Here is a 26,581-nt window from a genome sequence, read left to right as displayed (position 1 = left end):
CGTGATCGCCGCCGTCAGAGACGTCTTGCCGTGGTCAACGTGACCAATCGTGCCAATGTTGCAGTGCGGCTTGGTGCGGGAGAACTTTTCCTTGCCCATCAGAGCCTCCTAAATTCGAATTCGTGTTGCGGAAGAAGAGATGCTGAGGCGTGAGCCTCAGGCGTACTTGGCGATGACCTTGTCGGCCTCGCCGCGCGGCACCTCTTCGTAGTGGTCGAACTGCATCGTGAAGTTGGCGCGGCCCTGCGAGAAGGAGCGCAGCTGGTTCACGTAGCCGAACATGTTGGCCAGCGGCACCATCGCGTTGATGACGTTGGCGTTGCCGCGCATGTCCTGGCCCTGGATCTGGCCGCGGCGAGAATTCAGGTCGCCGATGACCGAGCCGGTATACTCTTCCGGCGAGACGACCTCGACCTTCATCACCGGCTCGAGCAGGACCGATCCGCCCTTCTGCAGGGCCTCACGGAAGGCCGCGCGGGAGGCGATCTCGAAGGCCAGCGCCGACGAGTCGACGTCGTGGTAGGCGCCGTCGATCAGCTCGACCTTCACGTCGACCACCGGGAAGCCGGCGAGCACGCCCGCGCCGAGGACCGAGTTCAGGCCCTTCTCGACGCCCGGGATGTATTCCTTCGGCACCGCGCCGCCGACGATCTTCGACTCGAACGAGAAGCCGGCGCCCGGCTCGTTCGGCTCGACCACGAACTTCACGCGGGCGAACTGACCGGTACCGCCGGTCTGCTTCTTGTGCGTGTAGTCGATCTCCTGACGGCGGGTCAGCTTCTCGCGGTAGGCCACCTGCGGCTGACCGATATTCGCGTCGACCTTGTAGGTGCGGCGCAGGATGTCGACCTTGATGTCCAGGTGGAGCTCGCCCATCCCCTTGAGGATGGTCTGGCCCGATTCCTGGTCGGTGGAGACGCGGAAGGAGGGGTCCTCGGCTGCGAGCTTCGAGAGCGCGATGCCGAGCTTCTCCTGGTCGGCCTTCGACTTCGGCTCGACGGCGATCTCGATGACGGGCTCGGGGAACTCCATCTTCTCGAGGATCACCGCCTTCTGCGCGTCGCAGAGCGTGTCGCCGGTGCGGGTATCCTTGAGTCCGGCAAGGGCGACGATGTCGCCCGCGAAGGCCTCCTTGATGTCCTCACGGTTGTTGGCGTGCATCAGGAGCATGCGGCCGACGCGCTCCTTCTTGTCGCGCGACGAGTTCAGGACGTTGGCGCCGGTCTCGACCTTGCCGGAATACACGCGGCAGAAGGTGATCGTGCCGACGTGGGGATCGTCCATGATCTTGAAGGCGAGCATGGAGAAGGGATCCGAATCCGTCGGGTGACGGACGGTCTCTTCCTCGGTCTTGAAGTCGATGCCCTTGATCTCGCCGCGATCGGCCGGGGAGGGCAGGTAGTCCACGACGGCGTCGAGGAGCGGCTGCACGCCCTTGTTCTTGAACGCCGAGCCGCACAGCACCGGGTGGAAGGCGCGCAGCTGCACGGCCTTGCGCACCAGAAGCCGCATGGTCGCCTCGTCCGGCTCGTTACCGTCGAGGTAGGCGGCCATGGCCTCGTCGTCGAGCTCGACGCAGGCTTCGACCAGCTTGGTGCGGTACTCGACGGCCTGGTCCTTCAGCTCCGCCGGGATCTCGACCTCGTCGAAGTTGGCGCCGAGCGCCTCGCCGGACCAGACGATCGCCTTCATCTTGATGAGGTCGATGACGCCCTGGAAGTTGGACTCGGCACCAATCGGCAGCTGGAGGCAGACGGGCTTGCCGGCGACGCGGTCGATGATGTCGGCGACGCACTTGAAGAAGTCGGCGCCGATCTTGTCCATCTTGTTGACGAACACGACGCGCGGCACGTCGTACTTGTCGGCCTGACGCCACACGGTCTCGGTCTGCGGCTCGACGCCCTGGTTGCCGTCGAGCACGCACACGGCACCGTCCAGCACGCGGAGCGAGCGCTCCACCTCGATGGTGAAGTCGACGTGGCCGGGGGTGTCGATGATGTTCAGGCGCTTGTCGCGCCAGAAGCAGGTCGTCGCAGCCGAGGTGATCGTGATGCCACGCTCCTGCTCCTGCGCCATCCAGTCCATGGTGGCGGCGCCCTCATGGACCTCGCCGATCTTGTGGGACTTTCCGGTGTAGTAGAGGATCCGCTCGGTCGTCGTGGTCTTGCCGGCATCGATGTGGGCCATGATGCCGAAGTTGCGGTAGTCCTCGATCGCGTGCGTGCGGGGCATCGGATTGCTCCTGAGAGACGGCGGAACCGCTTACCAGCGGTAATGCGAGAAGGCGCGGTTGGCTTCCGCCATCCGGTGCGTGTCTTCGCGCTTCTTGACGGCGTTGCCGCGGTTGTTCGCGGCGTCGAGCAGCTCGGCGGAGAGGCGCTCGATCATGGTCCGGTCGTTGCGCGAGCGGGCCGCCTGGATCAGCCAGCGGATGGCCAGGGCCTGACGACGCTCGGTGCGCACCTCGACCGGGACCTGGTAGGTCGCGCCGCCGACGCGGCGGGAGCGGACCTCGATCATCGGGGCGACGTTGTCGAGGGCGGCGCGGAACACCTCGATCGGGTTGGCGCGGGCGCGGTTCTCGACGATGTCGAAGGCACCGTAGACGATCCGCTCGGCGGTCGACTTCTTGCCCTCGTACATGATGGAGTTCATGAACTTCGTGAGCACGACGTCCCCGTACTTCGGGTCCGGGATGATCTCACGCTTCTCGGCAGAGTGACGACGGGACATCTTCAGAGACTCTCGAACGAAAAGATCTTAAGCGCCCCGCGCAGGCCGCCTGAGCCGTGAGGCCGGCGACATCCTTGCGAGGCCGTGGAAACGCAGACCGGCGCCCGGGAAAAATCCGGGCGGCCGACTTACTTCGGACGCTTGGCGCCGTACTTCGAACGGCGCTGCTTGCGGTTCTTCACGCCCTGCGTGTCGAGCACGCCGCGCAGGATGTGGTAGCGCACGCCCGGAAGATCCTTCACGCGGCCGCCGCGGATCATGACCACGGAGTGCTCCTGAAGGTTGTGACCCTCACCCGGGATGTAGCCGATCACCTCGAAGCCGTTGGTGAGGCGGACCTTGGCGACCTTGCGGAGCGCCGAGTTCGGCTTCTTCGGGGTCGTCGTGTAGACCCGGGTGCAGACGCCGCGCTTCTGCGGGCAAGCGTCGAGCGCCGGAACCTTGTTGCGGCTCCGCTGGATCTTCCGCGGCTGGGCGATCAGCTGGTTGATCGTCGGCATCCTGTGCCCTCTTCCTCGGTCACCTAGGCCGGACTGCACTGGGCAATCCGCAAAACGAATATGCGCCGGAGGGCCTGTCACGGACCCTCGGCGCGGTGTGGGCAGAGGAGCACGTCCGAAACGAACGCGCTCGTACCTACGGATCTGACTCAAGCGTCAGGCGATTTGAACCCTCGGAGCGCTCGGGGCGATTGCGACAGCGTCCGGGGGTACGCCCAAGGGCCGTCGGCAGCCGATGGCCGTCCGAAGTGGCGCGCTTCTAGCCGCCGTTGCCCCGGAGGTCAATGCGGTCGCGGCAGAAAACTGCGCCGCGGCGGAGGTTAAGGTTCGGTCAAGGCGCGCGATTGGCCGCTCTTTGCGCCGCGGCGGGTCCCTGACGCAGCAGCGATGACGCAGCACCGATCAGGACAGCCCGTCGGAGCGCCGATCCGGAATGGAATGCGGTCAGGATCGCGAAACCCCTCCGACGAATCGCGCTCGTCCTATTGGAGTGGCCGGCGGGTTCCAGTGTCGAGGGACATGGCGCAGGCGCGCAATTTGAAGCGGCGTCACGCGCACGGCGAGGGTGCCTGCATCTCGCCGGGTTTCGGTCGGGCCGGCGGCGGCCTGCCATGACGGCGCGGGCGTGGCGCGCGGCGTCCTTGGCTGGAAACGGTGCAGGGCGCCGATCTGACTCTGCGTCTCCGGCGCCCTGCCGGCTCTGGGATCTCAGCGCGGCCACAGGGACGGCCTCGCCCCCCGGGAGAAAGATCCACCGCGTTCTCCGACGCGACACCAGCGTTCTTTGCTCCAGATCCGATAAAGAAAGAAAATCCGGTCCGTTGATCGCGGCAACACCTTCATAGAACACTGCCAGTGCTCGGACGAGTCGGGCAAGAAGATCTTCGATGGTCGACCGCTCGACTTGGTCGGTACGATCGAGGATCGTTCGTCATCGCTGGCCGGGCCGAATCGTGTTCGCCGACGACAATGGAGATACCCGTGCGCCGTCTCTTCGCCCTCGCCCTGGCAACGTTCCTGTCGATGGGTGCCGCTCAAGCCGACCGTCTCGACGACATCAAGAAGGCCGGCATTCTGCGTGTGGCCGCCTTCGACAGCAATCCGCCCTTCGGCTTCGTCGATCCGGCGGCGAAGCGGATCACCGGACTCGATCTCGACTACGCGCAGGCCGTCGCCGACAAGCTCGGCGTGAAGCTGGAGGTCCGGCCGACCAACCCGGCCAATCGCATCCCGCTGCTCACCTCCGGCAAGGTCGATCTGGTGCTGGCGAACTTCACCATCACCGAGGAGCGGGCCAGGCAGCTCGATTTCAGCATCCCGTACTTCGCCTCCGGCCAGCAGTTCCTGGCAAAGAAAGGCACCCTGTCCTCGCCCGACCAGCTGAACGGACTCCGGATCGGTGCCGACAAGGGCACGACCAATGAGATTGTGCTGCGCCGCGACTTCCCGAAGGCAACCGTTGTCGCCTTCGACGACACACCCTTCGCGTTCACGGCGCTGCGCAACGGCAACGTCCAGGCGATCACGCAGGATGGGCCGAAGCTCGTCGGGTTACTGGCGAAGGTGCCGGACCGGGAGAACTACGAGATCCCGCCCTTCAGCATCTCCAACGACTATATCGGCATCGGCATCCCGAAAGGCGAAACACGACTGCGGGAACTCGTGAACGAGACCCTGCGCGGCCTGGAGGCGAGCGGAAAGGCGGCGGCGATCCACGAAAGCTGGTTCGGGCCGAAGACCGAGCAGCCGCTGCCGCGCCTGTTCCGGATCGGCGACCCCCTCTAGCGGAGGCGGAGCTGCGGAAGTGGATCAGCTGGTCGGCGATCTTCTGGCGCCCCGCTATCTCGCCTGGCTGCTTCAGGGCTTCGGAATGACCCTGGCCCTGTCGGCCGCCGTCTGCCTTGCGGGCACGGCGCTGGGCCTCGCGGCCTGCAGCTTGCGCGAAGTGGGCGGCGAAGCGGGGCGGCGCGTTGTGACCGGCTATGTCGGTCTCGTCCGCAACACCCCGCTGCTGGTGCAGCTCTTCGTCTGGTACTTCGCGGCGGCCGCCCTTCTTCCGCGGGCGATCACCGTCTGGCTGAATACGCCGCATGCCCTGAACCTGGGTGTCGGCGCCCTGCACTGGCCTGCCTACGAGACGTTGGCGGGATTCTGCGGGCTCACGCTCTACGCTGGCGCCTACATCGCCGAAGAGGCCCGCGCCGGGATCAACGGCGTCCGTGCGGCCCAGCGGGGGGCGGCCCGCGCCCTCGGCCTCACGCCGGTCCAGGCCTTCCGCCACATCGTGCTTCCCCAGGCCCTGCGCCTCGCCTGGCTGCCGATCGTCGGCCAGTACCTGAACACGATCAAGAACACGTCGCTGACCATGACGATCGGTCTAGCGGAGCTATCCTACGCATCCCGGCAGGTCGAGACGGAGACCTTCAAGACTTTCCAGGCCTTCGGAATCGCGACGCTGCTGTATGTCGGCGCGGCGGCGGCGGTGGAAATGGCGGGGCAAACCCTGGCGCGCCGCTCCCGCCCGGCAGGTTCGCGGCGATGACTCTGTCGGTCATCACAGACAATCTCGGTTACCTGCTGGTCGGGGCCTGGCCCGACGGGCCGATCGGCGGGCTTGCCCTGACTCTGATTCTCTCCGGCCTGTCCGGTCTCATCTCGGCCGTGCTGGGTTTGATCCTGGGCCTCGGTCTCGCGATGAGCGCCGGTGCCACCCGCGCCGCTCTCGCGGTCGGGCTCGGCCTCTTGCGGGCCATCCCGATCGTACTGCTGATCTTCTGGCTCTACTTCCTGCTGCCGATCCTGTTCGGCCTGTCGGTCCCCGAGATCGGGACCGTGGTGGCAGCCCTGTCGGTCGTCGGGGGTGCCTACCTGTCCTACGGAGTGGCGGCGGGGATCGAGAGCGTCGGCCGCGGCCAGTGGGAAGCCGGCCTGGCGCTCGGCTTCGGCCGCTGGCCGACCTTGCGGCTCATCGTCCTGCCGCAGGCGCTACGGGCGATGGCGCCTTCGTTCGTCAATCAGTGGACGGCGCTCATCAAGGACACGTCGCTCGCCTACGTGATCGGGGTGCCCGAACTCTCCTTCGTGGCCGCGCAGGTGAACAACCGCGCCATGATCCACCCCGCCGAGATCTTCCTGTTCGTCGGCGCCGTCTACGGCATCCTGTGCGTGTCCCTCGACGGGCTGGCCTCCCGGCTCGCCCGGACGCGCTCGGCGACGGTCCATCGAGCCTGACACGGCCGCTTAGACCCGTCGTCGCCGGTCCGGGCGCCGGCAGACGATCAGGTCCGCGGGCCAGCGGACGGGTCGGAGGCGTATCCTCGGCGTCGGTTGCGAAGCGGCAAATCCTGCCGGGTTGCCGCACGGGGCGTGCCGGATCGGGGCAGGAGAGCGCCATCGGGGTCTACGGAGAATTAAAGGCCTCCGTCGAATTGTCGCGATCAACGAGCGGCCGGGACGCCGCTCAAGTTCGCGTCAAGGGTGTTGCGTATGGGTTGCGTCGCGGTCAGCAACGTCGTTCCGTTCCGGCGGGCCGTCCCCGCTCAGGCACCGGGAGAGCGGGAGGCGCGCAACCGGCGCCGCAGCGAGCAGCGGTCCCTGCTGGACGCGCTCTACGCCACCGGCAGCATGGTCGTTGCCGCGGAGGATCGCGGGATGAAGCTCACGGCCTCCCGGCTCCAGGTCTACGGGTTCCTGGCGATCGAAGAGGTGGGCGAGGACGGCCTCATGCGGCGGCTCCGCCCGTCCGAGGCCATTCGCGCCCGCTCGGAGCGGCCCTGGCGCCTGTCGAAGCCGGCGAGCGGCGCGGCGGTGACGATCCCGAGCCTCGACGGCTTCCTGTTCGAATCGGCCGGCCAGCCGGCCTGATCCCGGCCCGTGCAAGCCTTGCGACCGGTGCGCCGAGGGGCGTGCCGGTCGTTGCACGTCGGGATAGGCGAACCGGCACGCTGATCCCGGTTCGGGTTGCGCCACGTCCGGCGCGATCCGGATTCGCATGCCGCTCCATGGCGAATCGCCGGCTGGGTCTCGCGCCCGGTTCCGCCTCGCTCCATCCGTTCGGGGAACGATTCCGGGACTGGTGGCACGCTCCCGGACAACGGGCCGGCGGGACCGCCGCTCCGCATGCGGCGCGCGAAGCGCCACGCGGGCCGCGCCGACGCGAACCAGCCTCCGAGCTGGATCATACCACCCACCCGGGACGAACGATTTCGCGCCGTTCGGCTTGCCATCGCGGGCCGCCCGTAGTATCCGCCCGGCCTTCGCGAGAATTTCGATGGGTGCTCGCACCCTGTGAACGCGGTGACCGCGCCGGTGTCGTATGACACCGCCAGCGCGGTCGAACACATGAGCCGGGGACGTCAGGTCCCCATCAGGCGTCGTCCGCCGGGCAATACCGTCCGTGTGCGGAAACCCGCCTGAAACAAGGAGTCACGCACGTGATCCAGATGCAGACGAATCTGGACGTCGCCGACAACTCGGGTGCACGCCGTGTGATGTGCATCAAGGTTCTCGGCGGGTCGAAGCGCAAATATGCCGGCGTGGGCGACGTCATCGTCGTCTCGGTCAAGGAGGCGATCCCGCGCGGTCGCGTCAAGAAGGGCGACGTCATGAAGGCGGTCGTCGTCCGCACCGCCAAGGACGTGAAGCGTGCCGACGGTTCGGTCATCCGATTCGACAAGAACGCCGCGGTCCTGATCAACAATCAGAAGGAGCCAATCGGCACCCGTATCTTCGGACCGGTGCCGCGCGAGCTTCGCGCCCGCAACCACATGAAGATCATCTCCCTGGCTCCGGAGGTGCTGTGATGGCTGCCAAGATCAAGAAGGGCGACAAGGTCGTCGTGCTCACCGGCCGCGATTCGGGTCGGTCGGGCGAGGTGATCCAGGTTCTGCCGAAGGAAGGCCGGGCCTTCGTGCGCGGCATCAACCTGGTCAAGAAGCACCAGAAGCAGACCCAGAACCAGGAAGGCGGCATCATCTCCAAGGAGGCCGCCATCCAGCTCTCGAACATCGCGGTCGCGGACGCCAACGGCAAGCCGACCCGCGTGGGTTTCCGCATCCTCGAAGACGGGCGCAAGGTCCGGTTCGCCAAGACCACGGGGGATCAGATCGATGGCTGAGGCCGACAAGAACGCCTACACCCCCCGTCTGCGCAAGCACTACGAGGAAGTGGTTCGCCAGAAGCTGATCGAGGAGTTCGGCTACAAGAACCCCATGGAAGTGCCCCAGATCACGAAGATCGTGATCAACATGGGCGTCGGCGAGTCTACCGCGGATTCGAAGAAGGCCTCGGTGGCTGCGGGCGATCTCGCCCTCATCGCCGGCCAGAAGCCGGTCATCACCAAGGCCCGCAAGGCCATCGCGACCTTCAAGGTCCGCGAGGGCATGCCGATCGGCTGCAAGGTGACCCTGCGCAAGCAGCGCATGTACGAGTTCATGGACCGGCTGATCACGATCGCGCTGCCGCGCGTGCGTGACTTCCGCGGCCTGAACCCGCGCTCGTTCGACGGCCGCGGCAACTACGCCCTCGGTCTCAAGGAGCACCTCGTGTTCCCGGAGATCTCCTACGACAAGGCCGAGCAGACCTGGGGCATGGACATCGTCGTGGCGACCACCGCCAAGACCGATGCCGAGGCCAAGGCTCTCCTCGCCGCCTTCCAGTTCCCGTTCCGGCAGTGAAGCCCTCGGGCTTCAGACGCGGACACCGGAGATAGACCACATGTCGAAGAAAAGCTCAGTCGAGAAGAACGAGGCCCGCAAGGCGCTGGTGAAGCGCTTCGCGGCCAAGCGGAAGGCGCTCCTCGAGATCGCCAACAACGATGGCCTCGAGATGGAGGAGCGCTTCGAGGCGCGCCTCAAGCTCGCGGAACTGCCGCGCAACTCGTCGGCCACCCGCATCCGCAACCGCTGCGGCATGACCGGCCGCCCGCGCGCCTATTACCGCAAGATGGGCATCTCGCGCGTCGCGCTGCGCGAGCTTGGCAACCGGGGCCTGATCCCCGGTCTGGTCAAGTCGAGCTGGTAAGGAGGTCCCCATGGTCAACGATCCCGTGGGCGACATGCTCACCCGCATCCGCAACGGCCAGCTGCGCCGTCGCAACGTCGTCCAGACGCCCGGCTCGCGCCTGCGCGCCAGCGTCCTCGACGTGCTGAAGTCCGAGGGCTACATCCGCGACTACGCGGCGACCGACCTCGGCAACGGCCGCACCGAGTTCGCCATCGAGCTCAAGTACTACGACGGGCGCCCCGTGATCCGCGAGATCAAGCGCGTGTCGAAGCCGGGCCGCCGGGTCTACTCGTCGGTCGGCGAGCTGCCGCACGTCGCCGACGGCCTCGGCGTCACCATCGTCTCCACCCCGCAGGGCGTCATGGCCGACCACGAGGCGCGCGAGCGCAACGTCGGCGGTGAAGTGCTCTGCACCGTGTTCTGATCGGGGCATAAGGAGGTTTTCCCATGTCTCGCGTAGGCAAGAAGCCGGTCCCCGTGCCGGCTGGCGTTACCGCCACGGTCACCGGTCAGACGGTGAAGATGAAGGGTTCGAAGGGCGAGCTGTCCTTCGTGGTCCCCTCGCTCGTCAACGTGGCGATGAAGGACGGCGCGATCGCGGTCGAGCCGGTCAACCAGTCCAAGCCGGCGCGCTCCCTGTGGGGCACGTCGCGGGCGCAGATCGCCAATATCGTCGAAGGCGTGTCGAAGGGCTTCGAGAAGAAGCTCGAGATCACCGGCGTCGGTTACCGCGCGGCGATGGCCGGCAAGGCCCTCAAGCTGTCGCTCGGCTACAGCCACGACATCGAGTACGCGATCCCGGCCGGGATCACGATCGCAACCCCGAAGCCCACCGAGATCACGATCTCCGGGATCAACCGCCAGCAGGTCGGTCAGGTCGCCGCCGAGATCCGCGACTACCGCGGACCCGAGCCCTACAAGGGCAAGGGCGTGAGGTATGCGGGCGAGTTCATCTTCCGCAAGGAAGGCAAGAAGAAGTAAGGAGGGCATCATGTCTCGCAAGCTCGAAGCCCTCGATCGCCGCAAGGCGCGCGTCCGCCGCGCGCTGCGGGCGGCCGCCAATGGCCGTCCGCGGCTCTCGGTGTTCCGCTCGTCGAAGCAGATCTACGTGCAGGTCATCGACGACGTCGCCGGCAAGACGCTGGCCGCCGCCTCGTCGATCGACAAGGCACTCAAGGGCGAACTCAAGACCGGCGCCGACGTCGCCGCCGCCAAGGCGGTGGGCAAGCTGGTCGCCGAGCGCGCCAAGGCCGCGGGCGTCACGAAGGTGATCTTCGACCGCTCCGGCTACATCTATCACGGCCGTGTCGCGGCCGTGGCCGAGGCCGCCCGCGAGGGTGGCCTGGAGTTCTAAGGCCGCCAACGGGCCTCGCTCCTCCTCCTTGCGGGGAGGAGCCGGAGGTGGGGGTGGATCAGAAGGAACCGGCACGCCGGGTCCTGCGACACCCCCGCCCCAAGCCCCTTCCCACTCAGACCGGGGTTGGCCGATCTGAGCAGGCAAGGGCCAATCTCGGGCAAGTCCGAGATTGGCGGGAGGGGAATCGAGCGAGCGGGTCTACGGGCCTGCGCCAGTGAGATGAACGGATTGAAACATGGCACGTGAACGTGAAGGCGGGGGCCGCGGCCGCCGCGATGATCGCGAGGAGCGCGACAGCGAGTTCGTGGACAAGCTCGTCCACATCAACCGCGTCGCCAAGGTGGTGAAGGGTGGCCGTCGCTTCGGCTTCGCGGCCCTCGTCGTCGTCGGCGACCAGAAGGGCCGCGTCGGCTTCGGCCACGGCAAGGCCCGTGAGGTGCCGGAGGCCATCCGCAAGGCGACCGAGGCGGCCAAGCGTGGCCTGATCCGCGTGTCGCTCCGCGAGGGCCGGACCCTGCACCACGACGTCAACGGCCGCCACGGCGCCGGCAAGGTGATCCTCCGCGCGGCCCCGCAGGGTACCGGCATCATCGCCGGCGGCCCGATGCGCGCCGTGTTCGAGACGCTCGGCATGCAGGACGTCGTCGCCAAGTCCCTGGGTTCGTCCAACCCCTACAACCTCGTGCGCGCCACCTTCGAGGCGCTCAAGAACGAGGACAGCCCGCGCTCCGTGGCGGCCCGCCGCGGCATCAAGGTGTCGACCCTCCAGTCGCGCCGCCGCGATGCCGATCCGGCCGACCAGTCCGAAGCCGCGGTCGCGTAAGGGGAGGGTCCGATGGCACAGAAGACCGTCCGCATCGAGCAGATCGGCTCGCCGATCCGCCGCGAGGCCAGCCAGCGCCAGACGCTGATCGGCCTGAAGCTCAACAAGCTCCACCGCGTGTCCGAGCTGGAGGATACCCCCTCCGTGCGCGGCATGATCCGCAAGGTTGCGCACCTCGTGCGCGTCCACGGCGACGTGGCGTGAGGAGGTTCCGATGAAGCTCAACCAGATCAGCGACAATCCCGGCGCCACCAAGGACCGGATGCGCGTCGGCCGGGGCATCGGCTCCGGCAAGGGCAAGACCGCGGGTCGCGGCGTGAAGGGCCAGAAGGCCCGGACCGGCGTGTCCATCAAGGGCTTCGAGGGCGGTCAGATGCCGCTGCATCGGCGCCTGCCGAAGCGCGGCTTCAACAACCTCTACGCCCAGGACCTGAACGAGGTGAATCTCGGCCGGGTCCAGGAGGCGATCGACGCGGGCAAGCTCGACAAGGCCGCCACCGTGACGGTGCAGAGCCTGGTCGAGGCCGGCATCATCGCCCGTCCCCGCGACGGCGTGAAGCTGCTCGGCGTCGGCGAGCTGACCGCGAAGCTCAGCTTCGAGGTCACCCGCGCCTCCAAGTCCGCCGTCGAGGCGGTCGAGAAGGCCGGCGGCTCGGTCAGCGTCGTCTACGCCCAGGGTGCTTCCACCCGCGGCGGCAGCGAGGCGGCCACGGCCTGACGGGAGCGAACGCTGCGGGAGCGACCCGGGGACCCGTTGCACGGGCTCCGCGCTCCCTATAAGCCGATCCTTCGAGCGGCGGCCCTGCGACCACGCGGGCCGCCGTTTTCATTTCATCCGGGTGCCGATCGCCCGGCGACACTTCCAGGACGCGACGCTTATGGCCTCAGCCGCCGAGCAGCTTGCCGCCAACCTCAATTTCGGTGCGATCGCCAAGGCCGATGAGCTGAAGAAGCGCATCTGGTTCACGCTCGGCGCCCTCGTGGTGTTCCGGCTGGGCACGTACATCCCGATCCCCGGGATTGACCCGGAGCAGTTCGCCCGGAACTTCCAGCAGCAGGCCGGGGGCGTGCTGGGCCTGTTCAACATGTTCTCGGGCGGCGCCGTCGAGCGCATGGCGATCTTCGCCCTGAACATCATGCCCTACATCTCGGCCTCGATCATCGTGCAGCTCCTGACCTCGGTGATCCCGAGCCTGGAGGCCCTGAAGAAGGAGGGCGAGTCCGGCCGCAAGGTCATCAACCAGTACACCCGCTACCTCACGGTGGTGCTGGCGCTGGTCCAGTCGTGGGGCATCGCCATCGGCCTTCAAGGCTCCTCGGCCGCGATCGATCCCGGCCCGTTCTTCCTCGCCTCGACCGTGATCACGCTGACGGGCGGCACCCTGTTCCTGATGTGGCTCGGCGAGCAGATCACCTCGCGCGGCATCGGCAACGGCTCGTCGCTGATCATCTTTGCCGGCATCGTCGCACACCTGCCGGTGGCGATCGCGGGCGCGCTCGAACTCGGCCGGACCGGCGCGCTGTCGCCGGCGATCATCCTGGGCGTGGGCGTCGCCGCCGTGGCGCTGGTCTATTTCATCGTCTTCATGGAGCGGGCCCAGCGCCGCCTCCTGATCAACTACCCGAAGCGCCAGGTCGGCAACCGCATGTACGAGGGCCAGACCTCGTTCCTGCCGCTCAAGCTCAACACCTCGGGCGTGATCCCGCCGATCTTCGCCTCGTCGCTGCTGCTGCTGCCGGCCACCGCCGCGAGCTTCTCGGCCAACGGTGGCGCCACCGGCTGGCTCGGCACGGTCACGGCCTATCTCGGCCACGGCACGCCGCTGTTCATGGTGCTCTACGCGGCGCTGATCATCTTCTTCACGTTCTTCTACACTGCGGTGGTCTTCAATCCGCAGGAGACGGCCGACAACCTGAAGAAGCATGGCGGCTTCATCCCGGGCATCCGCCCGGGCGAGCGCACCGCGGCCTTCATCGACAAGGTGCTGACCCGCATCACGGTGATCGGCGCCCTGTACCTGACCCTCGTGTGCCTGTGCCCGGAGATCCTTTCGTCCTATGCCGCCGCGAGCCTCGGCTTCGGCGGCACCTCGCTGCTCATCGTGGTCTCGGTGACCATGGACACGGTGGCACAGATCCACGGGCACCTGATGGCCCACCAGTACGAGGGCCTCGTGAAGAAGGCCAAGCTGCGTGGCGCCTCGACCACGCAACGCCGCCGCTAGGCCTGCTACAGAGGCGGGACGACACCAAGCTTCTCCCGTCTCTGGCCCAAAGGTCCGGGTGTCTCCGCGCCCGGGACCGGCTAGAAATCCCCGAATCCGGCGATGCCAGGGAGGCCTCGCCACCACGGCTTGTGCCCACCGAGACTGGGCCGAACGAGGACAACGCCATGCGTATCATTCTGCTCGGGCCGCCCGGTGCGGGGAAGGGAACGCAATCCGAGCGGATCGTGCAGCGCTTCGGCATCCCGCAGCTCTCCACGGGTGACATGCTGCGCGCGGCGGTGGCGGCCGGCACACCGGTCGGCCTCGAGGCGAAGGCGGTGATGGAATCGGGCGGCCTCGTCTCTGACCGGATCGTGGTCGGCATCGTCGCCGACCGGATCGAGGAGCCGGATGCCCGCCGCGGCTTCATCCTGGACGGGTTCCCGCGGACTGTCGCCCAGGCCGAGGCACTCAGCGAGATGCTTGCCGGCAAGGGTCTGAGCCTCTCCACGGTCATCGAGCTGAAGGTGGACGAGAACGCCCTTGTTGGCCGGATCGAGAAGCGCGCGGCTGAGACCCTGGCCCGCGGTCAGGCCGTGCGCAAGGACGACACTCCCGAGGTGTTCAAGCAGCGCCTGGAGGCCTATCGCGCCCAGACGGCGCCGCTGTCGGCCTATTACGCCGCGAAGGACATGCTGAAGACCGTCGACGGCATGCAGCCGATCGACAAGGTTACCGCGGACCTGATGGCCGTCCTGGAGCCGCACGAGGAGCGGGTCGCGTCCTGATCACCAATTGAGGCACCACCGGTGCCCTGTCCGCTCACAGCGACGGCAGGGTAGGGCGGCAAGCACAGCGTGCGGTAGCCGCGTGAGCGCAACCTCGTGACGACAGGGCAGTGCGCCTTCGGCATCGGTCACACCACCCGCGGGAGCAGAACTGCCCGATGGCGATCCGGTCGACCGGGTGGTGACATGCCCGCTATGTCGATCGTTCGAGTGACGCAGCATCGATCGGAAGCACCATGACCCTGCGCCTTGCCGTTACGACAGCTGCCCTCGCCCTCGCGTTTGCGCTCCCGGCCCTCCCGGCCGCGGCGCAGAGCCCGGCCCAATCCTTCGTGTACGGGCAGAAGCAGTTCCGCCACGCCTGCCGGCCGCCGCTCAAGTTCGCGGCCGGAGCCTGCGTCCGCCACTGCCCGGCCGGCTACCAGAATATGGGCGGCTACTGCCGGTTGCGGAATCAGGGCTTCCGCTGAGGCGAAGGGTCAGAGCCGGCCCTCGCGACGCAGCGTGCCGAAGAAATTGACGACGTCCATTGCCAGGGACCGGTGACCGAACAGGCGAAGGGGATACCCGTCGGTGGTGTCCTCGCGCATCTCGATCATGGCCGTCATGACGTTGTAGCGGAACACCATCCGGCGCCCGGCAAAGGTGGCCCAGAGCAGGCTTGGCCCATCATCCGCGCTTTGCAAGGCCGCTGAGCCGGGCTCGGCCTCGGCCAGCACGCCGCCGATGACAGCCAGGGTCACGGGGACGACCTCGTCGAGGGTCTCGTCGGCGGCCCGCAACACCGCATCGGCGAAGGCCCGCAGGGTGGCGCCGTCGCTGGTCAATAGGGACATCCACGCTCCTCGATCACGCAGGCCTCGGCCTGGCACACGATGCAGATGGGCGCGCCGAACCGGCAACACCGCGTTGACATCGGGCCTCCCGCGCGCTAGCAGGCCCTCCTTCGTCCAACCGCGCGATGGTCCGAGGTGCCCTGTCCAGGGCCGCCCGCGGGCCGCGTCGTCGTTTCACGTGCGCAGGGGCCGGCCTCCACCGGACGCGCATGACACCGGCCCGGATCATCGGGCCTTACATGGAGAGTGATCGTGGCCCGTATCGCAGGCGTCAACATCCCGACCAACAAGCGCGTCGTCATCGCGCTTCAGTACATCCACGGCATCGGCGCCAAGAAGGCCGAGGAGATCACCCAGAAGGTGAACATCCCTGCCGAGCGTCGGGTCAACCAGCTGACCGACGCCGAGGTTCTCTCGATCCGCGAGACAATCGATCGCGACTACCTCGTCGAGGGCGACCTGCGCCGCGACGTCTCGATGAACATCAAGCGCCTCATGGATCTCGGCGCCTATCGCGGCCTGCGTCACCGCAAGCAGCTGCCGGTCCGCGGCCAGCGCACCCACACCAACGCCCGCACCCGCAAGGGCAAGGCGAAGCCGATCGCCGGCAAGAAGAAGTAATTTTTGGGATCGGGAGGCTGGGCTCCGCTCGGCCCCCTTCCCGTCGCGCCGGGTGTCCCACAGGGTGCCCGGCTTTGGCTCGGCGGCCCTGAACGGGCCGATCGGCCAAGTACCATAAGAATCCCGAGCGCCTGGCATTACGGGCGCGCTTGAAGGAAGAGTGAGACCAGAATGGCCAAGGAACCGCAACGCGTCCGCCGCCGCGAACGCAAGAACATCGTGTCGGGCGTCGCCCACGTGAACGCCTCGTTCAACAACACGATGATCACCATCACCGACGCGCAGGGCAACACGATCTCGTGGTCGTCGGCCGGCGCGATGGGCTTCAAGGGCTCGCGCAAGTCGACGCCGTACGCCGCTCAGGTCGCCGCCGAGGATGCCGCCCGCAAGGCGTCCGAGCATGGCATGCGCACCCTCGAGGTCGAGGTTTCGGGTCCGGGTTCGGGCCGTGAGTCGGCCCTCCGCGCCCTTCAGGCCGCGGGCTTCACGGTGACCTCGATCCGTGACGTGACGTCGATCCCGCACAACGGCTGCCGCCCGCGCAAGCGCCGCCGCGTCTGATCGAAGCCTGGTGACGGAGAAGCTCATGACGGGATCGAAGCCGCTTCCGGGCGTGCTGCGTTGGAACCTCGGCGACCTCACGGTCACCGCGCTCAACGACGGCTGGTTTCAGGCCAGCCTCGATCTCGTCACGGGCATCTCCAAGGAAGAGGCCGCACGGCTTCAGCGGGCGGGCTTCCGCACCGAGCAGCCCAAGATCACGCTGAACGCCTTCCTGATCACCGGTCCCGGCCTCAAGCCGACCCTGATCGACACGGGCTACGGCGACCTCGCGCCGGCACCGACCCTGGGCCGGGCCGGTGCGGCGCTGGCGCTCACCGGCGTGACGCCCGAGGAGATCGGCACGGTGCTCGTCAGCCACCTGCACCCCGACCATGTCGGCGGGCTCGTGAAGGACGGCGCAGCGCGCTACCCGAATGCCGAGATCGTGCTGCATGCCGACGAGGCGGCGCATTGGCTCCCGGACGCCGCCCTGGCTCAGGCGCCGGAGGCCGCGAAGCCCTATTTCGAGGGCGCCCGCAAGGCGCTCGCACCCTATGCCGGCCGGGTGCGCGAGCACCGGGGCGGCGAGGTTCTTCCGGGGATCACGGCGGTCCACCTGCCCGGCCACACGCCGGGCCATTGCGGTTTCCGCATCGTATCCGGTGGACAGTCGCTGCTGATGTGGACCGACGTGGTGCACCTGCCGGCGATCCAGTTCAAGAACCCGGAGGCCGGCGTCGGCTTCGATGTCGACGGCGATCAGGCGCGGGAGACGCGCAAGCGGATCCTGGACGAGGTGGCAAGCGAGCGGACGCTCATCGCCGGTGGCCATCTCGAATTCCCGGCGCTCGGCACCGTGGACCGGGACGGGGCTGGCTACAGCTTCGTGCCGGTGCTGTGGGTCGACGGCGAGTAACGACGGACAGACATTCAGGGACCGTTCGGGGCGCCAGGGGGCGGCGCCGGACGGCCGAAGCGCGGGGGACGGTCGTCGCGGATCCCGGGCAAGGACGAGAGGTAGGATCGTGGTCATTCAGAAGAATTGGCAGGAACTGATCAAGCCGAACAAGCTGCAGGTCACGACCGGCGACGACCCGAAGCGGGTCGCCACGGTCGTCGCCGAGCCGCTCGAGCGCGGCTTCGGCACGACGCTGGGCAACGCCCTGCGCCGGGTGCTCCTGTCGTCGCTCCAGGGCGCGGCCGTGACCTCGGTGCAGATCGACGGCGTGCTGCACGAGTTCTCGTCGATCCCGGGCGTGCGCGAGGACGTCACCGACATCGTCCTCAATATCAAGACCATCGCGATCCGCTCGCAGACGGATGCGCCCAAGCGCATGACCCTGCGCAAGACCGGCCCGGGCCTCGTCACCGCCGGAGACATCGGCACGGTCGGCGACATCCAGATCCTGAACCCCGATCTCGTGATCTGCACGCTGGATGACGGCGCCGAGATCCGCATGGAGTTCACGGTCGCCACCGGCAAGGGCTACGTCCCGGCCGAGCGCAACCGTCCCGAGGACGCGCCGATCGGCCTGATCCCGGTCGACTCGCTGTTCTCGCCGGTCACCAAGGTCAGCTACCGCGTCGAGACGACCCGCGAGGGCCAGGATCTCGACAAGGACAAGCTGACCATGACGGTCGAGACCAACGGCGCGGTCTCGCCGGAGGACGCGCTCGCCTACGCGGCGCGCATCATCCAGGACCAGCTGCAGGTCTTCGTGAACTTCGAGGATCCGCGCAAGGAAGAGGCCGCACCGCTCGCGCCGCAGCTGCCCTTCAACCCGGCGCTGCTCAAGAAGGTCGACGAGCTGGAGCTGTCGGTCCGTTCGGCGAACTGCCTGAAGAACGACAACATCGTCTACATCGGCGATCTCATCCAGAAGTCCGAGGGCGAGATGCTGCGGACCCCGAACTTCGGCCGCAAGTCGCTCAACGAGATCAAGGAAGTGCTGGCCGGCATGGGCCTGCACCTCGGCATGGACATCCCCGGCTGGCCGCCGGAGAACATCGAGGATCTCGCCAAGCGCTTCGAGGAGCATTACTAGGCCGTCCTCCCGCGCTCCGTCCTCATCCTGAGGTGCCGGAGCGCGACGGAGGCCTCGAAGGAGGCCTCCAGCTGCCACAGCGAGTCCTGGAGCCCTCCTTCGAGGCTGCTGCGCAGCACCTCAGGATGAGGGCTTAGGGTTGGAGTTCCCGCCGCGGGGTCATGCGGAATCAACCGCCCCGTTCCTGGGGCATCCGGCCGTACCGTGGCACGGCGGCCGAGACGAGAAGGAAGCCAGCACATGCGTCACGGTTACCGCGGTCGCCGTTTCAACCGCACCGCCGAGCATCGCAAGGCGATGTTCGCCAACATGTCGGTTGCCCTGCTCAAGCACGAGCAGATCATCACCACCCTGCCGAAGGCGAAGGATCTGCGCCCGGTCGTCGAGAAGCTGATCACGCTCGGCCGCATCGACAGCGTGCACACCCGCCGTCTCGCCATGGCGCAGCTGCGCGACGCCGACATGGTCAAGAAGCTCTTCACGGTGCTCGGCCCGCGCTACAAGGGTCGCCCGGGCGGCTATTGCCGCATCATGAAGGCGGGCTTCCGCCAGGGCGACAACGCCCCGATGGCGGTGATCGAGTTCGTCGACCGCGACGTCGAGGCCCGCGGCAAGGATTCCGGTCCGAGCCAGGTCGCCGAGGCCGCCTGAGCCTCACCGGGCGTCTCCACGCTCCCGTCGATCGCGAAGCCGTCCCGGATCAACCCGGGGCGGCTTCGCGCATTTCGGCGCCGTGGGCCGCCCCGAGCTGCCTCGCTGGGCGCAATGACAGGCGACACATAAGAAAACCCGCCGGCTCGCGCCGACGGGTCTGAAGCAGGGTCCACGTTTCGGATGGTCGCGGGAGCTCGCCCTGGCGGCCCGTATCGGACGGGCCGGGAACTCGACCGCGCCGCGCTCCGAAAACCCCTATCCCTGCCGGAACTCGTCCGGTGGACCGTCCTGGTCCGGTTCGTTGTCACGCCTGCGGCGCGGGAAGATGCCGTGATTGCTCATGGTCCACCTCCTCTTCGTATCCCGGGGCCCGCGGGCCCCACGAAGGGAGAATGAGCCGGCAACCAATTGGTTGCAAGCCCCTCAGACCGAAGTCCCGGCCGCGCCGTCGAGCAGGGTGGCGACCCGGGCTGAGAGATCGGCCGAGCGGAACGGCTTGGCGAGCACCGGCAGGTCCGCAGGGATCTGCATGGCGTCGGCGTGGCCCGTCAGGATCAGGACCGGCAGGCGTGGATCCCGGTCACGGATCTCGGCGGCCAGTTCGATGCCGCTCATGCCCGGCATGGCCAGATCGGCGACGACGAGATCGTAGCTGCCGCCCTTCAGGAGCTGCAGGGCGGCCTCGCCGTCGCCAGCCTCCGTGGTGCTGTGGCCGAAGCCGGCGAGGAAGGACGCCGTCACGTGGCGCACCTGCGGATCGTCGTCGACGATCAGGATGCGGGCACGGCGGCCCGCGACCGGAATGGCGCCGGAGGCGACGGCTGCCTGCTCGGGCGCCTGACCGGCGAAGGGCAAAGCCAGCTCGACGCGGGTGCCCTCGCCGACCACGCTGTCGATCACCAGCCGGCCCTTGGATTGCTGCGCGAGGCCGAACACCATGGCGAGCCCGAGACCCGTCCCCTGGCCGACTGCCTTGGTGGTGAAGAACGGCTCGCAGACCCGCCGCAGGATCTCCTCCGGTATGCCGGTACCTTCGTCGGTGACGCTGATGCCCAGATAGGCGCCGTCGGCGATCTCGGGATCGCCGCTGATGCTGAGCAGCCGTGTCGCCACCGTGATGTCGCCTCCCTCCGGCATGGCGTCCCGGGCATTGATGCAGAGGTTGAGCACGGCGAGTTCGAGCTGGTCCGGATCGACCTGGACCGCCGGAAGCCCGGCCTGCAAGTCGGTCCGGACCGTGACGAGGCCGCCGAGGCTGCGCCCGAACAGGTCGCTCATCCCTGTGATCAGGGTGTTCACGTCGACGGCACGCGCCTGCAGGTCGTGGGCGCGGCTGAAGCTGAGGAGGCGCTTCGTCAGCGAGGCGCCGCGCTCGGCCGCCCCGCGGGCGTTCTCGATCAGGCGCTGGACCCGCGGCTGATCGGCGACCTTCGGGCTGGCGAGTTCGAGGCTGCCGAGGATCGCGGTCAGCAGGTTGTTGAAATCGTGCGCGATGCCACCCGCGAGGGTGCCCAGCGCCTGCATCTTGTCGGACTGGCGCAGCCGCGCCTCGAGCGTCCGCTGCTCGGTCACGTCGCGCTCGATCATCGCGAGATGGCTGATCGTGCCGCCCGCGTCGCGAATCGGCACCCGCGTCACGTGACTCCACTGCTCGGCGCCGGTCGGTCCGTCGCTGATGAGGCTCTCGGCGACCCCGCCGGACCGGATCGCCGCCTCATCCGCCGCCGTCACCGCCTCCGCCTTCGGGCCGAGGAGTTCGCCCTCGCGCCGTCCGAGGCAATCGACGATGTCGCGGCCGAGGAGGGCGGCCTTGCGCGCGTTCAGCCGCACGAACCGGCCCTGGGCATCCTTGAAGCTGATCGCGTCCTGGGCATGGTCGAGGAGGCCGCGCAGGAGCGCCCGCTCGGTGGCGAGGTCCCGGCCCAGGCGGTGGCGCTCGAAGGCCTGCCGGACGGTGGAGCGCAAAAGGCCGGCATCCCACGGCTTGGTGACGTAGCCGACGATGCCGCCGCGATTGAGGGCGGCGATCACCGCGGTGATGTCGGCATAACCGGTCAGCAGGATCGCCTGCGCGTCGTGGAAGGTGCGGGCCTCGGCGAGCAGGGCATCGCCGGTCAGGCCGGGCATCCGCTGATCCGAGAGCACCACGGCGATGTCGGGCTCGGCGCGCAGGATCTCCAGCGCCTCGGCCGGGCGCGAAGTCGTCAGGACCCGGTAGGAATCCTCGAACAGGTCCTCAAGGGCGATCAGGATGTCCGGCTCGTCGTCGACGGCCAGGATCGTCCCTACACCTGCCGTACCGTCACTCATGCACTGGCCGCCTGCCGCGGAATCCCGATCACGAAGCAGGCTCCCCCACCCGGGGCCGTCTCCACGGTGAGCGAGCCGCTATGCGCTTGAACGACGCTGTATGCAATCGCAAGACCCAGGCCCGTACCGGATCCGACGGGCTTCGTCGTGAAGAACGGCTCGAAGATCTTTTCGCGCAGCGTATCCGGGATGCCGGGACCGGTATCGCTGATCTGGATCTCATCGAGATCCGGGCTCGACTGAGTCGTGATCCGGATCGTGCCGCCCTTCGGCATGGCGTCGGCGGCGTTGCCCAGGATGTTCATAACCACCTGGTTGAGCAGCGCCGGGGTGCAGTGGATTTCGGAGCGGCCCGCGAAGCTGCGTTCCACGGTGATGCGGTCCCCGAGCTTGTGCTGGATCAGGGCCAAGACCGTCTCGATCGCCTCCGGCACGTTGACGAGGGCGCGCTCCCCCTCGTCCAGGCGCGAGAACTTCCGCAGATTCAGGACCAGGTCCTGGATCCGTGTCAGCCCCATCCGCATGGAGCCGACGCGCTGGCGCGCCTTGTCGATGGCGCGGGCGGCCGCCTCCGGCGCGGCATCCGGCAATTCACCGAGCAGGCGTTCGACCGTGCCCTGATGGGCCAGGATGAAGGCCAGCGGATTGTTGATCTCGTGGGCGATGCCGGCAACCAATTCGCCCAGCGATGCCATCTTGGCGGCCTGAACGAGCTTGGATTGCGCCTCGGTCAGCTGGCGGTTGGCGTCGGCGAGGTCGCGGTTGGCCCGCTCCAGCGCGTCGGCGAGACGCGCCCGGGATTCCGCAGCCTCCGCTTCGGCACGGGCGCGCTCCACCGCCCGCTCACGCTCGCCGAACTGGCCGGCGATGCGCCGGTCGTCCTCCTCCAGCAGGCGCCGTCGCACGAAGCCGCGCACCCGCAGCGCCAGGACCTCGGCGTCGGTCTTCGAGACCACGTCGTCGGCCCCGGCCGCGTAGGCCTCGACCAGGAAGTCCTTGGCCGGATCGCTGCCGGCGATGCCGACGAGGTGGAAGCCGGCGCCCGCCGCCTGTCCGGTGCGACGCTGGCTGATCACCCGGCACAGGGCGAGGCCGTCATAGGCATGTCCCAGGAGATCGACCGTCACGCAGTCGAAGGCCTCGTCACCGGCCGCCGCGTCGAGGGCGGCCAGCGCCGCCTCCGGCCCGTCCACACTCGTCACATGGTGCCCGTCCTGGCCCATCACGCCGGCGAGGAAGGTGCGGTAGGTGGCGCTGCCGTCGATCACCAGAATCCGCCCGCGCCGGAATGCGGCCGCGCCCGGCCCCTCGCCGTCACTCGTCTGGCGGCGCTCGCGCAGCAGGGCGCGGATGCGCAGGATCATCAGGTCGCGGTCGGCGGATTTCGGCAGATAGGCGTCGGCACCGCTCTCGAGGCCCTGGCGCTCGCCGCCGCTGCCGCCGGTCAGCATCAGGACGGGCAGGGCCCGGGTGCGCAGGGACAGGCGCATCTGCCGAATCAGCTCGTCGCCGTTCATGCCCGGCAGGTGGTAATCGGCCACCACGAGATCGGGCTGGCTGTGGTTGAGGTGGTCGAGGGCGGTCTCGGCCGAGGGGCAGCGCTCGACCGCGAATCCGTGCGCTTCCAGCAGCAGACGCAGTTCCAGCGCCTGCGTCTCGGAATCCTCCACCAGCAGGATCCGGGCCGGCACCAAGGCCGTGCCGGTCTCGGTCAAGGTCGCACCCCCGAATCCACGAGGCGCAGAACGTGGTCCGCGACGCGATCGAGGGGGAGGACCGCCCGCGCGGCCCCGAGGCGCACCGCCGCCGCCGGCATGCCGTAGACGACGGCCGTGCTTTCATGCTCGGCCACGGTCTGGGCGCCGGCCTTCTGCATGTCGGCGAGACCGATGGCGCCGTCCTCACCCATGCCGGTGAGCAGCACGCCGATGCCGGAGGCGCCCGACTGCCGGGCCATGGAGCGGAACAGCACCGTGGCCGCCGGGCGCTGGCCCGAGACCGGCGCGGACTCGATCACCCGCAGGATCCGACCCGAACCGATCTCCAGGTGGCGGTCGCCCGGGGCGACGTAGACGCGACCGGGCTCGGCCCGCTCCCCGTCCTGGGCGAGTGCCACCGGCAGGGCCACGACGCTGTCGAGCCAGTTGGCGAAGCCGTCCATGAAGGCCGCGCCCATGTGCTGAACCACGAGCACCGGCAGCGGGAAATCCTTGGGCAGGGCCCCGATCACCCGGGCCAGTGCCGGGGGACCGCCCGTCGAGGCGGCGATGCCGAGGAGGCTCGGGGCCTGACCGGGCAGCTCGGACGGTGGCGCGGAGGGCGCGGCGCCGGCGCGGCCCGCCCATTCGGTGCCGATCGGGCGGCGGCGGATGACCGGAACCTGGGCCATGATCCGCAGCTGGGTGCAGATCTCGCCGGCCACACCCTCGTAGCCGGCATGGGTGGTCGCCACCGGCTTCTCGACCACCGACAGGGCCCCGGCCCGCAGCGCGTTCATGGAGATGCGCAGCGAGGAATCCTCCACCGAATCCGCCACCACGACGATCGGGGTCGGGTTCTCGGCCATGATCCGGCGCGTCGTCTCCAGCCCATCGATCCCCGGCAGGCGGATATCCATCGAGATCACGTCCGGCCGGACCGTCCGGAGCTTATCGAGCGCCTCCTCGCCGGAGGCGACCGCGGCCACGATCTCGAGACGGGGATCGCGGGAGACGATGTGGCGCAGCAGCTCGCGCACCACGAGGCTGTCCTCCACGAGCATCACACGGACGGGGGTCATAGGAGCTGCCCGATCGTATCCAGCAACTGGCGCTGGTCGAACTTCTGTTTGGTCAGATAGGCATCGGCGCCGAGATCCAGGCCCCGGGCGACGTCGGCGGCGTCCCCGCGGGAGGTCATCAGGATCGTCGGAAGGCGGGCGAAACGCTCATCGGCCCGCAGGGCCTTGAGGAGGCCGAAGCCGTCGAGCCGCGGCATCTCCACGTCGGCGAGTATCAGGTCGACGGGCTCGATCTCGGCGCGCAGCCGGTCGAGGGCATCCTGCCCGTCGACGCAGACGACCACGCGGTAGCCGGCGGCTTCCAAGATTCCCTTCTCCAAGGTCCGGGTGGTGATCGAATCGTCGACGACCAGGATCGTCGCGCGTGCGGACGCGCTCGGCGAGGCGTGAGTCGTCGAACGTGGAGCCGGCGCCATCGTTCCGAGCGGACCGCCCGATGCCCCGGCCAGAGCCCGCACCGCGAGCCCCTCGGGGTCGAGGACGAGGACCGGCACGTCCCCGTGCAGCACCGCCGTGCCGGCGATCAGGCCCGGATCGGCCCCGAAGGCGGGCGCCGGCAGGACCAGGAACGACCGGACGTCGTGCAGGCGATCGACCGCGAGGGCCAGACGGCCGCCGCCGGTCCGCAGCACCACGGCGGTCAGCATGCCGGGATCGGCCGGATCGGCGACCTGTCCGAGGATCGCGGCGAGGTCGGTCACCGGGTGGCTCGTCGCCGCATCGCCCGTGCCGAGCCGCACGATCGTCCGGCCCATCGCGACCGGCAGCTCGCTCCGCCGCAGGCGCAGCAGGCGCTCCACGGCGCCCCCGGGCAGCGCGTAGCTGCGCCCGGCCGCCTCGACCAGCAGCAGGCTGCGCCGGGCCGCCGAGAGCGGTAGGCTGAAGACCAGGGCGGTGCCGGCCGGATCGCGCGGTTCCAGGCGGACGCTGCCCATGAGCTGGCGGGCCGCGTCCGCCGCGACCGACAGGCCGTAACCGCGTCCCGACAGGGTATCGACCGCCTCGGCGGTGGAGAAACCGGGCTCGAAGACGAGGCGCAGCAGGGTCTCCGGATCGGCGGCGGCCGCGGGGCCGAGGAGGCCGCGCGCCCGGGCCGTCGCCTCGATCCGGGCGAGGTCGGGCCCGGGCCCGTCGTCGAACACGGTGACCTGCAGGCGGGCGCCGCGCACCGCGACCTCGAGCCCGAGGCCCAGCGCCTCCGGCTTGCCGGCCGCGCGGCGCACCTCCGGCGCCTCCCAGCCGTGGCTGAAGGCGTTGCGCAGGGCGTGGAGCAGCGGATCCTTCAGGGCTTGCAGCGTGCCGCGCTCCACCGGCAATTCGAGGCCGCGCAGGTCGATATCGACTTCCCGGCCCTGCTCGCGGGCGGTCTCGCGCAGCGACCGGGCGAGCGGAGCCAGGACGGTCTCGGCCGGAACCAGGGCCAGACGCTCGGCAGCGGCGCGGACGCGGGTCGCGGCCCCCTCGACCGCGCTGGTCGCGGAGGCCTGGCGCCGGGCGAGATCCGCGGCCTCCCGGGCGAACGTGCCGGCACGCGCCGCGAAGGCGCGCCATTCCGGCCGCTCCCCATCCGCCCCCGCCGCGAGGGCCTCGGCGCCGAGACGCAGGTCGCGGGCGAGGCGGGCGAGCCGCGCCAGCCCGTCGGCCGCGGGCGCCTGGCCCGCCAGGGTGCTGGCGAGATCGTGGCTCGCCCGCGCCAGCACCTCGACGGCCTCCGCCGGCACCCGCAGGATCGCCGCGGAGGCCTCCGCGGGCTCGGAGCCGGGCTTCGGCGCGGGTGCGGCCGGTGCCGGCGCGGCCGGCAGCGCGGTCGCGGCCGGCGGGGCTGCGGGCGCGGCGGGGGAAGTCGGGGCCGGATCCGGCAGTGGAGCGGGAGAGGATGCCGGCGGCGCCTCGCCCGGAAGCCGGAGCAGGCGCCCGAGGGCCGCCAGGGCGTCGGGGGGCATGTCCGGGCCGGCCCCGTCGGTGAGACCGGCGACGTAGGATTCGATCCGGTCGAGGACGAGGTGGACGGCGTTGGCCGCCTCGCGGTCGAGGGCGGTGGCGCCGGTGCGCACGCCCTCGAACAGCGTCTCCAGGCGGTGGGCGACCGCCTCGACCGCCGGGAGGTCGACGGCGCGCGACGCCCCCTTCAGGCTGTGGGCCCTGCGGAAGACGTCGTTCCAATCTGGCGTGGCGCTGCCGAGCGCCCCGCGGATCGCCGCGACGTGCTCCCGGTGCTCGACGTCGAAAGCGGCGAGCAGGAGCTTGCGAATGTCCTCGGCCAAGGGGCGCCCGCCTCAGTGCCGGTAGCGTTCGGCCAGCGCCATGAGGGCCTGGGCGAGTTCGGTGAGGTTGGCGGAGGCGGCCTCGACCTGGCGTGTGCCGGCCGCGGTCTGCTGGCTG

General features: G+C 68.9%; 31 protein-coding genes. 22 read left to right on the top strand and 9 right to left on the bottom strand.

Going from position 1 to position 26,581, the window contains the following annotated elements; all coding sequences use genetic code 11:
* The 4 genes from CIW48_RS31115 to rpsL all read right to left on the bottom strand — a co-directional run.
* The coding region (locus CIW48_RS31115; protein ID WP_146221755.1) for a GTP-binding protein at positions 1-99 on the bottom strand (99 nt) is incomplete at its 3' end.
* 57 nt (positions 100-156) lie between these two features.
* Positions 157-2,232, bottom strand: coding sequence for an elongation factor G (fusA, locus tag CIW48_RS31110; RefSeq protein WP_149314235.1), 2,076 nt, complete (start codon positions 2,230-2,232; stop codon positions 157-159).
* A gap of 30 nt (positions 2,233-2,262) precedes the next feature.
* Positions 2,263-2,733: a 30S ribosomal protein S7 gene (gene rpsG, locus CIW48_RS31105; RefSeq protein WP_007557567.1), complete on the bottom strand. Its 471-nt coding sequence runs from the start codon at positions 2,731-2,733 to the stop codon at positions 2,263-2,265.
* 128 nt (positions 2,734-2,861) lie between these two features.
* A complete protein-coding gene (rpsL, locus tag CIW48_RS31100; RefSeq protein ID WP_007557568.1) occupies positions 2,862-3,233 on the bottom strand; it encodes a 30S ribosomal protein S12 in 372 nt (123 codons plus the stop codon).
* Positions 3,234-4,214: 981 nt separating this feature from the next.
* Between rpsL and CIW48_RS31095 the strand changes: the two genes are divergently transcribed.
* The 17 genes from CIW48_RS31095 (at position 4,215) to CIW48_RS31015 (ending at position 14,881) form a co-directional block, all read left to right on the top strand.
* Entirely contained in the window at positions 4,215-5,018 is an 804-nt protein-coding gene (locus CIW48_RS31095) for an ABC transporter substrate-binding protein (RefSeq protein ID WP_197739409.1), read from the top strand.
* A gap of 19 nt (positions 5,019-5,037) precedes the next feature.
* Complete coding sequence (locus CIW48_RS31090) at positions 5,038-5,775, top strand: amino acid ABC transporter permease (RefSeq protein WP_197739408.1); 738 nt, start codon at positions 5,038-5,040, stop codon at positions 5,773-5,775.
* Positions 5,772-6,464, top strand: a complete 693-nt coding sequence (locus tag CIW48_RS31085; protein WP_149314233.1) for an amino acid ABC transporter permease — start codon at positions 5,772-5,774, stop codon at positions 6,462-6,464. The genes CIW48_RS31090 and CIW48_RS31085 overlap by 4 nt, the downstream gene beginning before the upstream one ends.
* A 255-nt stretch (positions 6,465-6,719) precedes the next feature.
* Positions 6,720-7,097, top strand: coding sequence for a hypothetical protein (locus CIW48_RS31080; protein WP_149314232.1), 378 nt, complete (start codon positions 6,720-6,722; stop codon positions 7,095-7,097).
* Positions 7,098-7,666: 569 nt separating this feature from the next.
* The gene (gene rplN, locus CIW48_RS31075; protein WP_010686182.1) at positions 7,667-8,035 is read left to right on the top strand and encodes a 50S ribosomal protein L14; all 369 of its coding nucleotides are present in this window, start codon (positions 7,667-7,669) and stop codon (positions 8,033-8,035) included.
* The gene (rplX, locus tag CIW48_RS31070) at positions 8,035-8,349 is read left to right on the top strand and encodes a 50S ribosomal protein L24 (protein ID WP_012319178.1); all 315 of its coding nucleotides are present in this window, start codon (positions 8,035-8,037) and stop codon (positions 8,347-8,349) included. Before rplN ends, rplX begins: the two co-directional genes overlap by 1 nt.
* Positions 8,342-8,908, top strand: coding sequence for a 50S ribosomal protein L5 (gene rplE, locus CIW48_RS31065; protein WP_091789229.1), 567 nt, complete (start codon positions 8,342-8,344; stop codon positions 8,906-8,908). Before rplX ends, rplE begins: the two co-directional genes overlap by 8 nt.
* Before the next feature lie 40 nt (positions 8,909-8,948).
* Complete coding sequence (rpsN, locus tag CIW48_RS31060; RefSeq protein ID WP_091789232.1) at positions 8,949-9,254, top strand: 30S ribosomal protein S14; 306 nt, start codon at positions 8,949-8,951, stop codon at positions 9,252-9,254.
* 10 nt (positions 9,255-9,264) lie between these two features.
* Positions 9,265-9,660 (top strand): 30S ribosomal protein S8, encoded by a 396-nt coding sequence (gene rpsH, locus CIW48_RS31055; RefSeq protein ID WP_010686178.1) that lies wholly within the window; start codon positions 9,265-9,267, stop codon positions 9,658-9,660.
* A gap of 23 nt (positions 9,661-9,683) precedes the next feature.
* Positions 9,684-10,217 (top strand): 50S ribosomal protein L6, encoded by a 534-nt coding sequence (rplF, locus tag CIW48_RS31050; protein WP_149314231.1) that lies wholly within the window; start codon positions 9,684-9,686, stop codon positions 10,215-10,217.
* Positions 10,218-10,227: 10 nt separating this feature from the next.
* The gene (gene rplR / locus CIW48_RS31045; RefSeq protein WP_010686176.1) at positions 10,228-10,590 is read left to right on the top strand and encodes a 50S ribosomal protein L18; all 363 of its coding nucleotides are present in this window, start codon (positions 10,228-10,230) and stop codon (positions 10,588-10,590) included.
* 238 nt (positions 10,591-10,828) lie between these two features.
* On the top strand, positions 10,829-11,416 hold the full coding sequence (gene rpsE / locus CIW48_RS31040) for a 30S ribosomal protein S5 (protein ID WP_043355033.1): 588 nt from the start codon (positions 10,829-10,831) through the stop codon (positions 11,414-11,416).
* A 12-nt stretch (positions 11,417-11,428) separates the two neighbouring features.
* Positions 11,429-11,620, top strand: coding sequence for a 50S ribosomal protein L30 (gene rpmD, locus CIW48_RS31035; RefSeq protein WP_020096280.1), 192 nt, complete (start codon positions 11,429-11,431; stop codon positions 11,618-11,620).
* A gap of 10 nt (positions 11,621-11,630) precedes the next feature.
* Positions 11,631-12,134: a 50S ribosomal protein L15 gene (gene rplO / locus CIW48_RS31030; RefSeq protein ID WP_149314230.1), complete on the top strand. Its 504-nt coding sequence runs from the start codon at positions 11,631-11,633 to the stop codon at positions 12,132-12,134.
* 160 nt (positions 12,135-12,294) lie between these two features.
* Complete coding sequence (gene secY / locus CIW48_RS31025; protein ID WP_149314229.1) at positions 12,295-13,641, top strand: preprotein translocase subunit SecY; 1,347 nt, start codon at positions 12,295-12,297, stop codon at positions 13,639-13,641.
* A 167-nt stretch (positions 13,642-13,808) separates the two neighbouring features.
* Entirely contained in the window at positions 13,809-14,411 is a 603-nt protein-coding gene (locus CIW48_RS31020) for an adenylate kinase (protein WP_091789245.1), read from the top strand.
* 236 nt (positions 14,412-14,647) lie between these two features.
* Positions 14,648-14,881 (top strand): hypothetical protein, encoded by a 234-nt coding sequence (locus CIW48_RS31015; RefSeq protein ID WP_149314228.1) that lies wholly within the window; start codon positions 14,648-14,650, stop codon positions 14,879-14,881.
* A 9-nt stretch (positions 14,882-14,890) separates the two neighbouring features.
* Here the strand turns inward: CIW48_RS31015 and CIW48_RS31010 are convergent, their stop codons facing one another.
* Positions 14,891-15,247, bottom strand: coding sequence for a hypothetical protein (locus tag CIW48_RS31010; protein ID WP_149314227.1), 357 nt, complete (start codon positions 15,245-15,247; stop codon positions 14,891-14,893).
* Between the two features lie 252 nt (positions 15,248-15,499).
* Between CIW48_RS31010 and rpsM the strand changes: the two genes are divergently transcribed.
* The 5 genes from rpsM to rplQ all read left to right on the top strand — a co-directional run bounded on the left by rpsM (position 15,500) and on the right by rplQ (position 19,107).
* Positions 15,500-15,868, top strand: a complete 369-nt coding sequence (gene rpsM / locus CIW48_RS31005; RefSeq protein WP_091789266.1) for a 30S ribosomal protein S13 — start codon at positions 15,500-15,502, stop codon at positions 15,866-15,868.
* Between the two features lie 171 nt (positions 15,869-16,039).
* Positions 16,040-16,429, top strand: a complete 390-nt coding sequence (rpsK, locus tag CIW48_RS31000) for a 30S ribosomal protein S11 (protein ID WP_007557606.1) — start codon at positions 16,040-16,042, stop codon at positions 16,427-16,429.
* 25 nt (positions 16,430-16,454) lie between these two features.
* On the top strand, positions 16,455-17,327 hold the full coding sequence (locus CIW48_RS30995) for an MBL fold metallo-hydrolase (protein WP_149314226.1): 873 nt from the start codon (positions 16,455-16,457) through the stop codon (positions 17,325-17,327).
* 109 nt (positions 17,328-17,436) lie between these two features.
* Positions 17,437-18,456 (top strand): DNA-directed RNA polymerase subunit alpha, encoded by a 1,020-nt coding sequence (locus CIW48_RS30990; protein ID WP_010686165.1) that lies wholly within the window; start codon positions 17,437-17,439, stop codon positions 18,454-18,456.
* A 240-nt stretch (positions 18,457-18,696) separates the two neighbouring features.
* On the top strand, positions 18,697-19,107 hold the full coding sequence (rplQ, locus tag CIW48_RS30985; RefSeq protein WP_043355049.1) for a 50S ribosomal protein L17: 411 nt from the start codon (positions 18,697-18,699) through the stop codon (positions 19,105-19,107).
* A gap of 426 nt (positions 19,108-19,533) precedes the next feature.
* Here rplQ and CIW48_RS30980 read toward each other — a convergent pair whose 3' ends face one another.
* From CIW48_RS30980 to CIW48_RS30965, 4 genes are read right to left on the bottom strand one after another with little or no spacing between them, the layout of a single operon-like run.
* On the bottom strand, positions 19,534-21,420 hold the full coding sequence (locus CIW48_RS30980) for a response regulator (RefSeq protein ID WP_149314225.1): 1,887 nt from the start codon (positions 21,418-21,420) through the stop codon (positions 19,534-19,536).
* Positions 21,417-23,135 (bottom strand): response regulator, encoded by a 1,719-nt coding sequence (locus CIW48_RS30975; RefSeq protein ID WP_149314224.1) that lies wholly within the window; start codon positions 23,133-23,135, stop codon positions 21,417-21,419. Before CIW48_RS30975 ends, CIW48_RS30980 begins: the two co-directional genes overlap by 4 nt.
* Complete coding sequence (cheB, locus tag CIW48_RS30970; protein ID WP_173009464.1) at positions 23,132-24,199, bottom strand: chemotaxis-specific protein-glutamate methyltransferase CheB; 1,068 nt, start codon at positions 24,197-24,199, stop codon at positions 23,132-23,134. Before cheB ends, CIW48_RS30975 begins: the two co-directional genes overlap by 4 nt.
* Positions 24,196-26,463, bottom strand: coding sequence for a response regulator (locus CIW48_RS30965; RefSeq protein WP_149314223.1), 2,268 nt, complete (start codon positions 26,461-26,463; stop codon positions 24,196-24,198). The genes cheB and CIW48_RS30965 overlap by 4 nt, the downstream gene beginning before the upstream one ends.
* Between the last annotated feature and the right edge of the window lie 118 nt (positions 26,464-26,581).

The sequence above is a fragment of the Methylobacterium sp. P1-11 genome (assembly GCF_008329595.1).
GTDB lineage: Bacteria > Pseudomonadota > Alphaproteobacteria > Rhizobiales > Beijerinckiaceae > Methylobacterium.
The sequence above is the reverse complement of the archived record's forward strand: the minus strand, read 5'-3'. Positions and strand labels throughout refer to the sequence as shown.